The following is a 12,397-nucleotide window of genomic DNA, read 5'->3' on the forward strand; positions in this document are numbered from 1 at the left end:
GAGCCGATGCATTCCTTATCGGCGCATTAGGTGAAGGGGTGGGACGATGTCTCCCACGGTCTGTACTGGTCAGAGTCAGAAGCGAGGCTTTAGTCCCACCCACCCCTTCAAGTCTAAACATACAAGCGGGCTTGCCCGCGATGGCGGTCTAACAGGCAACATAAATGTTGAATGTTATGGCCTCATCGCGGGCAAGCCCGCTCCCACAGGGTTTTATGGTGTTTGATTAATTACAACAACTCAAAACTCTGCTGCGTCACGTCCTCGGAGTTCAGGCCGATCTGCACGTTGAACTTGCCCGGTTCCGCTGCGTACTTGAGCTGGGTGTTGTAGAACTTCAGGTCGTCCTCGGTGATGGTGAAGTGCACGACTTTCTGTTCGCCGGCCTTGATCATCACTTTCTGGAAGTTCTTCAGTTCCTTGATCGGACGAATCATCGAACCGGTCTCGTCCTGGATGTACAGCTGGACCACGGTTTCACCGTCACGCTTGCCGGTGTTCTTCACTTTTACGCTGGCGTCGAGCTTGCCGGTCTTGTTCAGCGTGGTCGATGACAGCGCCATGTCGCTCAGGTTGAACTCGGTGTAACTCAGGCCGTAACCGAACGGGTACAGGGGACCGGTGGTGTCATCGAAGTACTGCGAGGTGTAGTTGCCCGGTTTGCCCGGGGTGAACGGCCGGCCGATGGTCAGGTGGTTGTAGTAGGTCGGAATCTGCCCAACCGAGCGCGGGATGGTGATCGGCAGTTTGCCCGACGGGTTGTAGTCGCCGAACAGCACGTCGGCGATGGCGTTGCCACCCTCGGTGCCGCTGAACCAGGTTTCGAGGATCGCGTCAGCCTGTTCCTTCTCTTCGAGAATCGACAGCGGACGGCCGTTCATCAACACCAGCACCAGCGGTTTGCCGGTGGCTTTCAGGGCTCGGATCAGCTCGCGCTGGTTTTCCGGGATGTTCAGGTCGGTGCGGCTCGACGATTCGTGGGACATGCCACGGGACTCGCCCACGGCAGCGACGACCACGTCAGCTTCCTTGGCTGCTTTCACCGCTTCGTCGATCAGCACGTTCGCCGGGCGTGGGTCATCCACCACTTCCGGGGCGTCGAAGTTGAGGAAGTTCAGGTAACCGAGGATTTTCGGGTCGCTGGTGATGTTGGCACCGCGAGCGTAGATCAGCGTCGATTTATCGCCCAGCGCGCTGCTCATGCCATCGAACAGGGTCACCGATTGCGCAGGGCGACCGGCAGCGGCCCAGCTGCCCATCATGTCGATCGGGGCCTTGGCCAGCGGACCGACCAAGGCGATTTTCGCGGTTTTCTTCAGTGGCAGGGTTTCGTTCTGGTTTTTCAGCAACACCAGGCTGCGGCGCGCCACATCGCGGGCCTCGGCGCGGTGCAGGCGGCTGTCGGCGTAGGTGTCGACCGGATCATCCTCAGCCTTGCCGATACGCAGGTACGGGTCCTTGAACAGGCCCATGTCGTACTTGGCATCCAGCACTGCGCGAACGGCGTTGTCGATGTCGCTTTGCTGGATCTCGCCGGCCTTCAACAGCCCCGGCAGTTCTTTGCCGTACAGGGTGTCGTTCATGCTCATGTGGATACCGGCCTTGATCGCCAGCTTCGCGGCTTCACGGCCGTCACGAGCGACGCCGTGCTTGATCAGCTCGAAAATCGCCCCGTGGTCGCTGACCGCCAGGCCCTTGAAGCCCCATTCCTTGCGCAACAGGTCGTTCATCAGCCAGGTATTGGCGGTGGCAGGCACGCCGTTGATCGAGTTCAGCGCAACCATCACCCCGCCAGCACCGGCGTCAATCGCGGCGCGGTACGGCGGCAGGTAATCCTGGTACATCTTGACCGGGCTCATGTCGACCACGTTGTAGTCGCGGCCACCCTCGACCGCGCCGTACAGGGCGAAGTGCTTGACGCTGGCCATGATGCTGTCGGCCGTGTTGGCGCCCGCCCCCTGGAACGCCTTGACCATCACCCCGGCAATGCGCGACACCAGATAGGTGTCCTCGCCAAAGCCTTCGGACGTGCGGCCCCAGCGCGGATCGCGGGAAATATCGACCATCGGCGCGAAGGTGAGGTCGAGGCTGTCAGCCGCGGCTTCCTTGGCGGCTATACGCCCGGACAGGCCGATGGCGTCCATGTCCCAGCTCGAGGCCAGGGCCAGCGGGATCGGGAAAATGGTGCGGTGACCGTGGATCACGTCGTAGGCGAAGAACATCGGGATCTTCAGGCGGCTGCGCATGGCAGCATCCTGCATCGGACGGTTTTCCGGGCGGGTGATCGAGTTGAACGTGCCGCCGATGTTGCCGGCCGCGATTTCCTTGCGGATCATTTCGCGGGGCATTTCCGGGCCGATGCTGATCAGGCGCAGTTGGCCGATTTTCTCATCGAGGGTCATTTGCTTCATCAGGTTGCTGACGAAGGCGTCCTTGTTCTCCAGGGGGGCGGGCGTCGTGGCGGCCAATACGTTATGACTGGCCAGGCCGACGAACAGGCCCAGCAAACACAGCTTCTTCATGAATAGTTTTCTCAAGGGCCCAAACGGCGATGTACACGCCGGCCAGCCAAAATTTAGGGAACGACTATTGTTGTTCGGGTGCTGACTTAAAAAGCGCCAGCCGAAGTCCGCACGCGCTTTCACGCGGGGCCTCTTTTTAGCCCATCGGCCCGTGGCAATCCAGAGGCGCGGGCGATTATGCCCCAACAGCCGGCCGAGAAGGTTTCACGGTCGGTTTTTTCATGAAATGTACAAGGGAGCATCATCCTGATGAATGTCAGTCCAACCCATCGTTCACGCTTGCAAGTCGCCATGTTGCTGATGCTGACGTCGTTACTGAGCGCTTGCGGCATCAACAACATCCCGACCCTCGACGAGCAGGCCAAGGCCGCGTGGGGGCAGGTGCAAAACCAGTATCAGCGCCGCGCCGACCTGATTCCCAACCTGGTGGAAACCGTCAAGGGCTACGCGGCCCACGAGAAGGAAACCCTGACCGCCGTCATCGAAGCGCGGGCCAAGGCCACGTCGATCCAGGTGGATGCATCGACCCTGGACAACCCGGAAAAGCTCAAACAGTACCAGCAAGCCCAGGATCAGCTCAGTGGTGCCTTGAGCCGACTGATGGTGGTGTCCGAGCGTTATCCGGACCTGAAGGCCAACCAGAATTTCCTTGCCCTGCAATCGCAGCTAGAGGGTACCGAAAACCGGATCAGCGTAGCCCGGCGCGACTTCATTCTTGCGGTGCAGAAGTACAACACCGAGATCCGTACCTTCCCCGGTCGCCTGTGGCATACGGTGATGTACAGCGACCTGCCGGTTCGCGAAACCTTCGAAGCCACGCCGGGCGCGGAAAAGCCCCCTGAGGTCAAATTCTGAATCAATCCCGTAGAGAGCGGTGTATGTATGGATGAGGTTGCCAATGCGCGTTTTGAAAGTGGGTCTGATGCTGTTGTTGTGGGGGGTGGCCGTCACGGCTCGTGCCGAGCTGGTTTTCCCGGCGCTGACCGGGCGAGTGGTGGACAACGCCCAAATGATCGAGCCGTCGGTGCGCCAGCAACTGACCCAGCAACTTCAGGCCCATGAAACCGCCACTGGCGAGCAGCTGGTGGTGGTCACCCTGCCGGATTTGCAGGGCACCGACATTGCCGATTTCGGTTATCAGTTGGGGCGTCACTGGGGTATCGGGCAGAAGGACAAGAACAACGGTGCCTTGCTGATTGTCGCCCGGGACGAGCGAAAACTGCGTATCGAAGTCGGTTATGGCCTGGAGGATCGCCTCACCGACGCCCAGAGTTCGGTGATCATCAATCAGGTCATCACGCCGGCATTCAAGACCGGGAACTTCAACAAAGGCATCAGCGATGGCGTCGCGGCAATGCTGGTGGTGCTAGGCGGAAATCCCTTGGACGAACCGTCGACCGCCTATGAATCCCGAGGCGATCCGGGGGACGATTTCGTCTCGCGCCATCCGGGGGTTTTCGTGTTTGTGCTGCTGTTGTTCATCCTGATTTTTTTTGTCGGCCAAATGCTCGGTATTCTTCCGGCCGGCCGTGGCGGCTCCGGAGGTTCCGGTGGCGGCTTTGGTGGTGGTGGTTTTGGCGGCGGCGGTGGAGGCGGGGGGTTCAGCGGCGGTGGGGGCAGTTTCGGCGGGGGCGGTTCGTCCGGCGGCTGGTGACAATAATAATGAGCAGGCATTTCACGACATGGCATTACTGACTGAACACGAACAACGCAAAGTCGCCGAGGCGATTGCCCGGGTCGAACGCGATACCGATGCGGAACTGGTGACGGTGCTCGCGGCCCGCGCCGATGATTACGCCTACATTCCGCTGCTGTGGGCCAGCCTGCTGGCGTTGCTGGCGCCGGGTATCGTGCATTACCTCACGGGTTGGCTGACCATGCACAGCCTGCTGCTGGTGCAGTGGATCACCTTCATCGTGTTGTGCCTGGTGTTTCGCTTGCCGAAAGTCACCACGCACCTGATCCCGAGGTCGGTGCGTCATTGGCGCGCCTCAAACCTGGCCCGTCGGCAGTTTCTGGAGCAGAACCTGCACCACACGCAAGGCAGCACCGGCATGCTGATTTTTGTCTCAGAGGCCGAGCGCTACGTGGAAATTCTCGTGGATGAGGGCATCTCCAGTCGTCTGGACAACAAGCATTGGGATGCGATCGTCGCCACGTTTACTCAGCAGGTGAAGGCAGGGCAGACCCTGCAAGGGTTTGTCAGCTGCATCGAAGCCTGTGGCAAGCTGCTCAAAGTACATGTGCCGGTGACCCATGCGCGCAATGAATTGCCGAACCGTTTAGTGGTGCTCGGCTAAGTCTGATCACGGCGTTGTGTAGCGCTCGCCGCTACAAGTCCCGTCAATTGTCCCGACTCAGCCTTCTCGTCAATATTTCTCTCTACCAGCGGATGCCCAGCGAAGGGCACTCCAGCGTAGAGGGATTCTTATGCCAACCCAACAATCAATTGACTCTCTTGTACGGATCGCTCCCCGCGGAGAGAAAAGTGCGTCGTCGGTGAAACTGACGGCGAAAGAAACACAAATCCTGATGTGGTGTTACAAGGGCAAAACTTCCTGGGAAATTTCCAGGATCGAAAATTGCGCGGAGTCGACCGTCAATTTTCACTTCGCCAATATTCGCCGAAAATTCGACGTCAGCTCTCGCAGTTGCGCCATCTTCAAGGCGATCGAGTCGGGAGCGATCAACGTTGACTCGGGCGTTGTGCGAGGTGCACATGAGCCTGACTGATTCGACCTACAACAGTATCAGCGCGCTGATGGTGGGAATGGGGATCGCAACATTGCCGGTGATCGATGGCGAGGTATTGTTCGGTGCATCGCTCGGCGCGTGGCTGGTGACCACCACGCGCGCTAACTTCAAGGCCTGGCAGCGTATCGGTTCCTGGTTGTTGTCTGCGGGTGTGGGCTACCTGTTTTCGCCTGTCGCCCAACCGCTGGCACCCTTTCTGACTGCGGGCGTGACGGCGTTTATCTGCGCGTTGATCGTCATTCCCATCAGTATCAAGCTCATGCAGTGGATTGATGGCGCGGGTATCGGTGAAATCATTCGGCACTTCAGGGGGCGAGGATGATGGGCCAGGAAATGGTTGCTCTGGTTTGGGTAACGGGTGTGGCTCACTTGATCAGTGCCTTCAGGCTGGCGTGTTATCAACGCGATGAACACCACCACTGTTGGCGTGAAAGTGTATTGATCAGCCTGTGTGGAGGAATGTTCTGCCTTGCCGGTATTGACGTGTTGCTGGCATTTCTACCGGTCAGCCCTTGGCATGCTGGGGTGAGCGTCCTGGCATGCGTAGTGATTGTTCGCAGCAGCGGTAACCTCATGGTTTTGTGGCACGCCTTAAAGCAATGACGTACTGGGCTTCAAGTTTTGTTCGAGAGTTCAAGTGCCGCCAGGGTGATGGACATCTCGGAAAGTTTGAGCTCCATTTCCCGCAGCCGTTGTTTTTCTTCCAGCGTGTTTTGTATGGCGCAACGATCATTTTCATCAAGCAACCGCCATAACGCGAGAATGGTGTTTTCCCGGGTTGTACTTTCCTGATTCGCTACCGAGGAATCAGTAACGGTTTGTCTCAGGATCGGCCCTTCACCCAGCAGCAACCAGTCGAGTGAGATGCCACGAGCTTGCGCGATATCTACGCATAATGAGTACGGTGTGCTGTCGCGGCCTTTCCAGCTGCTAAGGGTTTGCGGGCTGATCTGTAACGCTGAAGACAGAGAAGCATCGGTTTTTGTGCCGGTAATCTGCTTCAGGCGAGCCAGGACAGCTTGTGATTTTTTGCTACGCAATTTGAGCCTCTTCCTTTTGACATATGCTTTTTGAGTGCCTAATTTATGCGTAATGAGTACTTTTTTTCTTGTGAGTAATCAATCATCGACTATGAGTCAGAAGAATACGATGTCGAAACTTCCTAATGGTATCAGGGTGATTTCCTACGAGCATGGCTCGAACCCACTACGCGTCTGCCAGATGCACTTCCTTATGTCTGGCAGACATTGTTCACAAGACCTGAGCGCCGCAATCAAGGCCTCAAGCAGTATTGCGTTTGATCAGGTTGATTGCCACCCAATGACCGTCGGGAACCCAGCATGAGCACTTACAAAATGGTATGCCCGCACTGCTTGAACAGGATGCGCATTCGCACCAGTGAGGGCCGGCATATTTTTCTGCGGGTGGCGTACCTGCAATGCACGTCGGAGGCCTGTGGCTGGTCGGTACGGGCCGAGTTTGAAATGACCCACGAGCTTTCACCCAGTGGCATGCCCAACCCCGCCGTGCGCCTGCCTTGCGCCGGGCCCGACCTGCGTCATGCCGCGAAGCCTGTTGTGAGCCCTGCAACGACCGATGTACCGCAGGAGACGTGAGCATGAGCATCCTTGATGAAAATGCAGATCTGAATGAAGAGCTTTTGGCGATTGCCCAGGCGTTTCTGGTGCGGCATGAAAGTGAAGGGGGGGTCGACGATCAAGTCCTGTTCTGTCGTGCGGTGAAACATTTGCAGAACATGGAGGTGCCAATGCACCTGGCGGAAAGGTTGGTCAGCCGTGCCTACGGCTTACTCAAATCCTGCAACGATCGTCGGCGACTGGATATCGATGCAAGTTCCGAAACGGTCGCCGTGGTGACTGATCCGGTCAATGGCCTGACCTGGGCGGTGCCCGTGGGGTTGATCTTCAAACACATCATCAATTCGCCCAGCAACCGTAAGCTTCGCCTCGTGGAACCCTGAGGCATCAGCCGCCGCATCAAGGTCCTGGATCGCATGACTGGGACCTGCAACAAAATAACCCCGTGCCCAAAGTCCTCGACCCCCTTAAAATACCGGCATTCTCCGATTTGCATCGCCCGAGGCCGTTTTCCATGTCCGTCACCGCCACTCCTGCCAGCCTCGCGCCGGATCATCACGCCCAGTTCCTCGAGCTGCTGCAAACCAGCCTCGATCAAAACGCCTTCATCAAACTGGTGCTGGCCAAGTACGCAGGCACTGAGGCAGACCTGCAGCGGGTCATCATCAAACCCGTGACAGTCAAGGCGCAGCCCTGCCTGTCCTTCGTTTACCGCTACAAGACCCGCGATATCACCAAGAACCTGCCCTTGGCCGAAGGCGTGGCGACGATTGCCGAGCTGCTGCCGGCGTCGTTCAAAAATGCGCATTTGTTGTCGCTGACTGACGAAGCTCAGCTCGAATACAGTAAAAAGGGCAAATCTTCGCTGTTCAGGAGCAAACCCCAGCAATTGCGTGAAGCGCCGTCTGCCGAGCATAACCGCGAAAAAAACCGCTTTCTTGATCTGAACCGGCCGTTTCTCGCTGACCTTGGTGTGACAAACAGCAAGCATGAACTGATCCCGGCGATGTCTCGCAAATGGAAGCAGATCAACAAGTTCATCGAAGTCTTCAGCCATGCGCTGACTTCGTCGCCGTTGGCGCTGGACAAACCGGTGCGCGTGGCGGACTTCGGGTCGGGCAAGGGCTACCTGACCTTCGCCATCCACGATTACCTGCGCAATACCTTGAAGGCCGAAGGCGAAGTGACCGGCGTCGAGCTGCGTGAAGACATGGTCACCCTGTGCAACACCGCGGCGGCAAAGCTTGAGCATCCGGGGCTGGTGTTCAAATGTGGTGATGTGCGCAGCGTGGCGCCGAGTGAGCTGGATGTGATGATCGCCCTGCATGCCTGCGACATCGCCACCGATTATGCGATTCACACCGGCATTCGTTCCGGTGCCTCGATCATCATGTGCTCGCCGTGCTGCCACAAACAGATCCGCCTGCAAATCCAGAGCCCGGCGTTGCTCAAGCCGATGCTGCAATATGGATTGCACCTGGGGCAGCAGGCGGAAATGGTCACCGACAGCTTGCGCGCCTTGTTCCTGGAGGCCTGCGGCTACGAGACCAAGGTGTTCGAGTTCATCTCGCTCGACCACACCAACAAGAACAAGATGATTCTGGCGGTCAAACGTGCCGAGCCGGTGAATCCGGCGCAACTGTTGGCGAAAATCCAGGAGCTGAAGGCGTTCTACCACATCAGCGAACATTGCCTGGAAACCCTGCTGCGTGCTGACGGTTACCTCTGATCCTGTAGGAGCCCGGCTTGCCGGCGATAGCGATCTCGAGGACGCCTTCGCCGGCAAGCCGGGCTCCTACAGGGTTAAGCTGTGGCAGCTCGCGCCGGGTGCACTGCGGTCTTGCGCCCCAGCACCACCGTCACGATCACACCGGCCGCAAACACCCAGGTGATCGGCTCAACGTGTTCACCGAAGAACAGCGCCGAAAAGGCGATGGTGAAGAAGATCTGTAACAACTGGATCTGACTCACCCGGGCAATGCCGCCCATGGCGAGCCCGGCGTACCAGGCGAAGAACCCCAGGAACTGCGAGAACAGTGAAACGTAACCGAAGGCCCACCAGGTCCGGGCTGAAATGTCTCCCTGGTGTTGCAGCGCCAGATACATCACCGGCCCGATCAGCAAGGGCGTCGACAACACCAGCGCCCAGCAGATCACCTGCCAACCGCCCATCTCCTTGGCCAGCCGACCGCCTTCGGCATACCCCAGGCCGCCAACCGCAATCGCCCCGAGCATCAGCAGGTCCCCAGCCTGAATGCTGCCCGCGCCGCTGATCAATGCATAACCGAGCACCAGCGCACTGCCTAGCGCGGCGCAGGCCCAGAAGGCTTTCGACGGTCGCTCGTGGGACAGCCACGCGGCATACAGCGCCACGCACAGCGGCTGCAAACCGTTGACCAGCGCGCCGTGGGACGCCGGCAAGGTTTGCATGGCCCACGCCGACAGCACCGGGAAACCGAGGATCACACCCGCAATCACCAGGCTCAGGCCTTTGACCTGTTTCCAGGTTGGCCACTTTTCCCGTCGCCACAGCAACAGCAACGCCGCCGGAACCGCCGCGAACAGCGCCCGGCCCAAGCCATTGAGCAGCGGATGGAGTTCCTGCACGACGATCCGCGTGAAGGGCAGGGTAAGGCTGAAAATCACAACGCCGAGCAGGCCGAGGGCCATGCCGGTGTTTTCGCGGGAGGACATGATGGCAACCAGAATTCAAGGTGACAGAGGTGTCATCATCTAGCCATAAACCCTTGGTGTTTGGCGCTTACAGCTGGGGACAGAATTATCCGTACAGTTCCAGGTCCTTATGGCGAGGGAGCTTGCTCCCGCTGGGCAGCGCAGCGGCCCCTATGATTGCGGGAAATTGACGACTGCTTCGCAGTCGAACGGGAGCAAGCTCCCTCGCCACACAAGACAAGATCGATCCGCATCGTTCGTAGTAGCCGGTTGTTACCCGACCCGCCGGATAAGGACTACCTTGAATACTCCTACGTATTTTCCAGAGGAGTCCTCCCCATGGCAGCGAAGAAAATTTTGATGTTGGTCGGCGATTACGTCGAAGACTACGAAGTGATGGTGCCTTTCCAGGCGCTGCTGATGGTCGGCCACACGGTGCACGCCGTTTGTCCGGACAAGGCTGCCGGTCAGACCGTACGCACAGCGATCCATGACTTCGAAGGCGACCAGACCTACAGCGAAAAACCCGGTCACCTGTTTGCCCTCAACTTCGACTTTTCCAAGGTCAAATCTGCTGACTATGACGCACTGCTGATACCCGGTGGTCGTGCGCCGGAGTACCTGCGTCTGAATGAAAAAGTCCTGGAACTGGTACGGGATTTCGACAAGGCGGGCAAGCCGATTGCAGCCGTGTGCCACGGTGCGCAGTTGTTGGCGGCGGCGGGTATTCTTGAAGGTCGCGAGTGCAGCGCTTACCCGGCCTGCGCCCCGGAAGTTCGCCTGGCGGGCGGTACATTCATCGACATCCCGGTGACGGATGGCCACGTTCAAGGCAATCTGGCCACGGCACCGGCCTGGCCTGCGCACCCGAACTGGCTCGCTGGTTTCCTCGGGTTGCTGGGGACCAAAATCACGCTGTAACGAGGGACTGACCCATGTGCGAGTTGTACGTCAAAGCCGATCCGATTCTCTACGAATCGCGCTCCCGCTCGCTGCGCATCTGCGGGGTGGTCACCACCCTGCGCCTGGAGAATCAGTTCTGGGACATCCTCAGCGAAATTGCCGAGGTCGACGGCATGACCACCAATCAGTTGATCACCAAACTGTATGAAGAGGTGATGGACTATCGTGGCGAGGTGGTCAATTTCGCCTCCTTCTTGCGGGTGAGTTGTACGCGGTATTTGAGTCAGCGGCGGAATCAGGCGCCGGAGTTGTCGGTGGTGAAACGATCTACGGGTTAGGTTTATGGCGTACTTGCCGGCCCCATCGCGACAGATTTGCCGGGCTGGTCTTTACTCTGGAGCGCGCAACCTCTTCAATCGCCCAGGAGAAACAGCATGTCCGGATGGTACGAAGTCAGCAAAAGCAGCAGCGGTCAGTTCAGGTTTGTGCTGAAGGCAGCGAACGCCGAAACCATTCTGTCCAGCGAGCTGTACACCACCCGCGCCGCGGCCGACAAAGGCATTGCATCGGTCCAGGCCAACAGCCCGCTGGATGAACGCTACGAGAAAAAAACCACCAAGGATGGCCATCCCTACTTCAATCTCAAGGCCGGTAACCACGAAATTATCGGCAGTAGCGAGGCCTATTCATCACCCGCGGCCATGGACAAAGGCATCGCCAGCGTGAAGGCCAACGGGCCGACCACGGTGATCAAGGACAAGACCTTGCCGGTGCTTTAAAAGCGGTTGTCAAACCCGACTCGCCCCCACGCAGGAATGCATTCCACTGTGGGGGCGAACCTGCTCGCGAAGGCGTCAGCCGCAACCCGCTAAACCTCGACAGGCACCGCGAGCTTCGGGTTGCCCAGCGCATGACTCTTCGAATCAAAAAACCGCAACTCAATCCCCGTCCCCTCAAACACCTTCGCGTAATGCCGCTTCTGATGCTGGATGAACGCCTTGCTGCGCGGATAAATCGAGACCGCCATCACCTGCGGTTCCGCCAGCCGCAAGGCGTGGATGATGTGGTTGTCCTGCTCGCCCAGCGCGTGACCGAAAATGCACAGCGCCTGGCCATGGCCGAGTAGCTGCTCGTAGCAGAACGACAGGTAATCCGAACTGCGGATGGTCTTTAGCTTGTCTGCACTTGGGCCTTCGTTGACGAACAACGGCACGTCGTCGAGGGTCTTGATCGTGTTGTTGATGGCGAAACTGCCCAGCAACGTGCCCTCGGTCGACATCAGCTTGCGCGCCGTGCCGTCCTGATTGCGCACCAGGTGCAGACCACCGTGCAGGTACAGCAAGCGGGTTTTATCGGTGGCTGTGGCGCTGAGGTCAAAACCGGGTTCGGCGCCCTGAAACAGATCAGTAATCGCCTCGGGCTGATGCTGCAGCGCCCAGTAGTTGAGCAGGTCGTAATTGGTGGTGAACACCGTGCGGTAGCTCGCCATTTCCTGATTGATCGTTGCCAGTGTCGAAGGCACTACCAACCGCCATGGGATGTGCACCGCATGCACCGTGTTGATCAGCGCTTCCTTGATCGCGTAATAACGATTGCGCGGTGCGGCAGAACTGACGGCCAAGGCCTTGTTGACCCGGCTGGTGATTTTCAGCGCGCTGAGCACCTGCTCGAAACTGCGCGTCTGCATCGCATCGAACACACTCAGTTCCGAAGGGCTCAGGGGTTTTTCTTCAATGGTGCGGGCGTTTTCGAACAGCGACTCATAGCCAAAGTCGTCCCACACCACCCGGCTGGCGCCGTTACCCACCAGCAAACCGCTGAACGAAACGGTGCTGCGCAAGGCGTTCCAGTCTTCAAGTTGGGCATCGACATCCTGGAAATCGGTCATTGCGATCAAAGTCTCACGGCAAAAGGGGGCTGATGGGCGGCGACTTTATCACGACCGGG

Annotated in this window: 15 protein-coding genes; 11 read left to right on the forward strand and 4 right to left on the reverse strand. The window is 58.6% G+C overall.

What is annotated here, in order from left to right; translation table 11 throughout:
- Positions 1-230: 230 nt before the first annotated feature.
- Positions 231-2,522, reverse strand: a complete 2,292-nt coding sequence (gene bglX, locus CKW19_RS23260) for a beta-glucosidase BglX (RefSeq protein ID WP_095060162.1) — start codon at positions 2,520-2,522, stop codon at positions 231-233.
- Between the two features lie 249 nt (positions 2,523-2,771).
- On the opposite strand from bglX, the gene CKW19_RS23265 reads away from it, so the two are divergent.
- The 5 genes from CKW19_RS23265 to CKW19_RS23285 all read left to right on the forward strand — a co-directional run bounded on the left by CKW19_RS23265 (position 2,772) and on the right by CKW19_RS23285 (position 5,598).
- Entirely contained in the window at positions 2,772-3,377 is a 606-nt protein-coding gene (locus CKW19_RS23265; RefSeq protein WP_095060164.1) for a LemA family protein, read from the forward strand.
- Between the two features lie 43 nt (positions 3,378-3,420).
- Positions 3,421-4,176, forward strand: a complete 756-nt coding sequence (locus CKW19_RS23270; RefSeq protein WP_095060166.1) for a YgcG family protein — start codon at positions 3,421-3,423, stop codon at positions 4,174-4,176.
- Positions 4,177-4,204: 28 nt separating this feature from the next.
- Positions 4,205-4,822: a TPM domain-containing protein gene (locus CKW19_RS23275; RefSeq protein ID WP_095060168.1), complete on the forward strand. Its 618-nt coding sequence runs from the start codon at positions 4,205-4,207 to the stop codon at positions 4,820-4,822.
- 130 nt (positions 4,823-4,952) lie between these two features.
- Complete coding sequence (locus tag CKW19_RS23280) at positions 4,953-5,255, forward strand: helix-turn-helix domain-containing protein (RefSeq protein WP_095060170.1); 303 nt, start codon at positions 4,953-4,955, stop codon at positions 5,253-5,255.
- Positions 5,242-5,598 (forward strand): putative holin, encoded by a 357-nt coding sequence (locus CKW19_RS23285; RefSeq protein ID WP_095060172.1) that lies wholly within the window; start codon positions 5,242-5,244, stop codon positions 5,596-5,598. Before CKW19_RS23280 ends, CKW19_RS23285 begins: the two co-directional genes overlap by 14 nt.
- Before the next feature lie 292 nt (positions 5,599-5,890).
- On the opposite strand, the gene CKW19_RS23295 is transcribed toward CKW19_RS23285, so the two are convergent.
- On the reverse strand, positions 5,891-6,316 hold the full coding sequence (locus CKW19_RS23295) for a helix-turn-helix domain-containing protein (RefSeq protein ID WP_177408847.1): 426 nt from the start codon (positions 6,314-6,316) through the stop codon (positions 5,891-5,893).
- Between the two features lie 300 nt (positions 6,317-6,616).
- Between CKW19_RS23295 and CKW19_RS23300 the strand changes: the two genes are divergently transcribed.
- The 3 genes from CKW19_RS23300 to CKW19_RS23310 all read left to right on the forward strand — a co-directional run bounded on the left by CKW19_RS23300 (position 6,617) and on the right by CKW19_RS23310 (position 8,603).
- The gene (locus CKW19_RS23300; protein WP_095060174.1) at positions 6,617-6,892 is read left to right on the forward strand and encodes an ogr/Delta-like zinc finger family protein; all 276 of its coding nucleotides are present in this window, start codon (positions 6,617-6,619) and stop codon (positions 6,890-6,892) included.
- Between the two features lie 2 nt (positions 6,893-6,894).
- Complete coding sequence (locus CKW19_RS23305; protein WP_095060176.1) at positions 6,895-7,257, forward strand: hypothetical protein; 363 nt, start codon at positions 6,895-6,897, stop codon at positions 7,255-7,257.
- Positions 7,258-7,388: 131 nt separating this feature from the next.
- Positions 7,389-8,603 carry an SAM-dependent methyltransferase gene (locus CKW19_RS23310; RefSeq protein WP_095060177.1) on the forward strand — a complete coding sequence of 405 codons (1,215 nt, stop codon included), beginning with the start codon at positions 7,389-7,391 and terminating at the stop codon, positions 8,601-8,603.
- A 74-nt stretch (positions 8,604-8,677) separates the two neighbouring features.
- On the opposite strand, the gene CKW19_RS23315 is transcribed toward CKW19_RS23310, so the two are convergent.
- Positions 8,678-9,568 carry a DMT family transporter gene (locus CKW19_RS23315; protein WP_095060178.1) on the reverse strand — a complete coding sequence of 297 codons (891 nt, stop codon included), beginning with the start codon at positions 9,566-9,568 and terminating at the stop codon, positions 8,678-8,680.
- A gap of 318 nt (positions 9,569-9,886) precedes the next feature.
- Here CKW19_RS23315 and CKW19_RS23320 point away from each other — a divergent pair, with 318 nt between their 5' ends.
- The 3 genes from CKW19_RS23320 (at position 9,887) to CKW19_RS23330 (ending at position 11,229) form a co-directional block, all read left to right on the forward strand.
- Positions 9,887-10,468: a DJ-1/PfpI family protein gene (locus CKW19_RS23320; RefSeq protein ID WP_095060180.1), complete on the forward strand. Its 582-nt coding sequence runs from the start codon at positions 9,887-9,889 to the stop codon at positions 10,466-10,468.
- Positions 10,469-10,482: 14 nt separating this feature from the next.
- Positions 10,483-10,788: a ribbon-helix-helix domain-containing protein gene (locus CKW19_RS23325; protein WP_095060182.1), complete on the forward strand. Its 306-nt coding sequence runs from the start codon at positions 10,483-10,485 to the stop codon at positions 10,786-10,788.
- Between the two features lie 96 nt (positions 10,789-10,884).
- Complete coding sequence (locus tag CKW19_RS23330) at positions 10,885-11,229, forward strand: YegP family protein (protein ID WP_095060184.1); 345 nt, start codon at positions 10,885-10,887, stop codon at positions 11,227-11,229.
- Positions 11,230-11,318: 89 nt separating this feature from the next.
- Here the strand turns inward: CKW19_RS23330 and CKW19_RS23335 are convergent, their stop codons facing one another.
- Complete coding sequence (locus tag CKW19_RS23335; protein WP_095060186.1) at positions 11,319-12,338, reverse strand: DUF4917 family protein; 1,020 nt, start codon at positions 12,336-12,338, stop codon at positions 11,319-11,321.
- Positions 12,339-12,397: the final 59 nt, after the last annotated feature.

Source organism: Pseudomonas sp. Irchel s3f7, assembly GCF_900187615.1.
Taxonomy (GTDB): domain Bacteria; phylum Pseudomonadota; class Gammaproteobacteria; order Pseudomonadales; family Pseudomonadaceae; genus Aquipseudomonas.

Bases quoted from the DNA above. Each gene is read 5' to 3' on its own strand.
- CKW19_RS23310 (WP_095060177.1), top strand. From the start codon at position 7,389: ATGTCCGTCACCGCCACTCCTGCCAGCCTCGCGCCGGATCATCACGCC.
- CKW19_RS23315 (WP_095060178.1), bottom strand. From the start codon at position 9,568: ATGTCCTCCCGCGAAAACACCGGCATGGCCCTCGGCCTGCTCGGCGTT.
- CKW19_RS23265 (WP_095060164.1), top strand. From the start codon at position 2,772: ATGAATGTCAGTCCAACCCATCGTTCACGCTTGCAAGTCGCCATGTTG.
- CKW19_RS23305 (WP_095060176.1), top strand. From the start codon at position 6,895: ATGAGCATCCTTGATGAAAATGCAGATCTGAATGAAGAGCTTTTGGCG.
- CKW19_RS23320 (WP_095060180.1), top strand. From the start codon at position 9,887: ATGGCAGCGAAGAAAATTTTGATGTTGGTCGGCGATTACGTCGAAGAC.
- CKW19_RS23270 (WP_095060166.1), top strand. From the start codon at position 3,421: ATGCGCGTTTTGAAAGTGGGTCTGATGCTGTTGTTGTGGGGGGTGGCC.
- CKW19_RS23280 (WP_095060170.1), top strand. From the start codon at position 4,953: ATGCCAACCCAACAATCAATTGACTCTCTTGTACGGATCGCTCCCCGC.
- CKW19_RS23275 (WP_095060168.1), top strand. From the start codon at position 4,205: ATGGCATTACTGACTGAACACGAACAACGCAAAGTCGCCGAGGCGATT.
- CKW19_RS23330 (WP_095060184.1), top strand. From the start codon at position 10,885: ATGTCCGGATGGTACGAAGTCAGCAAAAGCAGCAGCGGTCAGTTCAGG.
- CKW19_RS23335 (WP_095060186.1), bottom strand. From the start codon at position 12,338: ATGACCGATTTCCAGGATGTCGATGCCCAACTTGAAGACTGGAACGCC.
- CKW19_RS23285 (WP_095060172.1), top strand. From the start codon at position 5,242: ATGAGCCTGACTGATTCGACCTACAACAGTATCAGCGCGCTGATGGTG.
- bglX (WP_095060162.1), bottom strand. From the start codon at position 2,522: ATGAAGAAGCTGTGTTTGCTGGGCCTGTTCGTCGGCCTGGCCAGTCAT.
- CKW19_RS23300 (WP_095060174.1), top strand. From the start codon at position 6,617: ATGAGCACTTACAAAATGGTATGCCCGCACTGCTTGAACAGGATGCGC.
- CKW19_RS23325 (WP_095060182.1), top strand. From the start codon at position 10,483: ATGTGCGAGTTGTACGTCAAAGCCGATCCGATTCTCTACGAATCGCGC.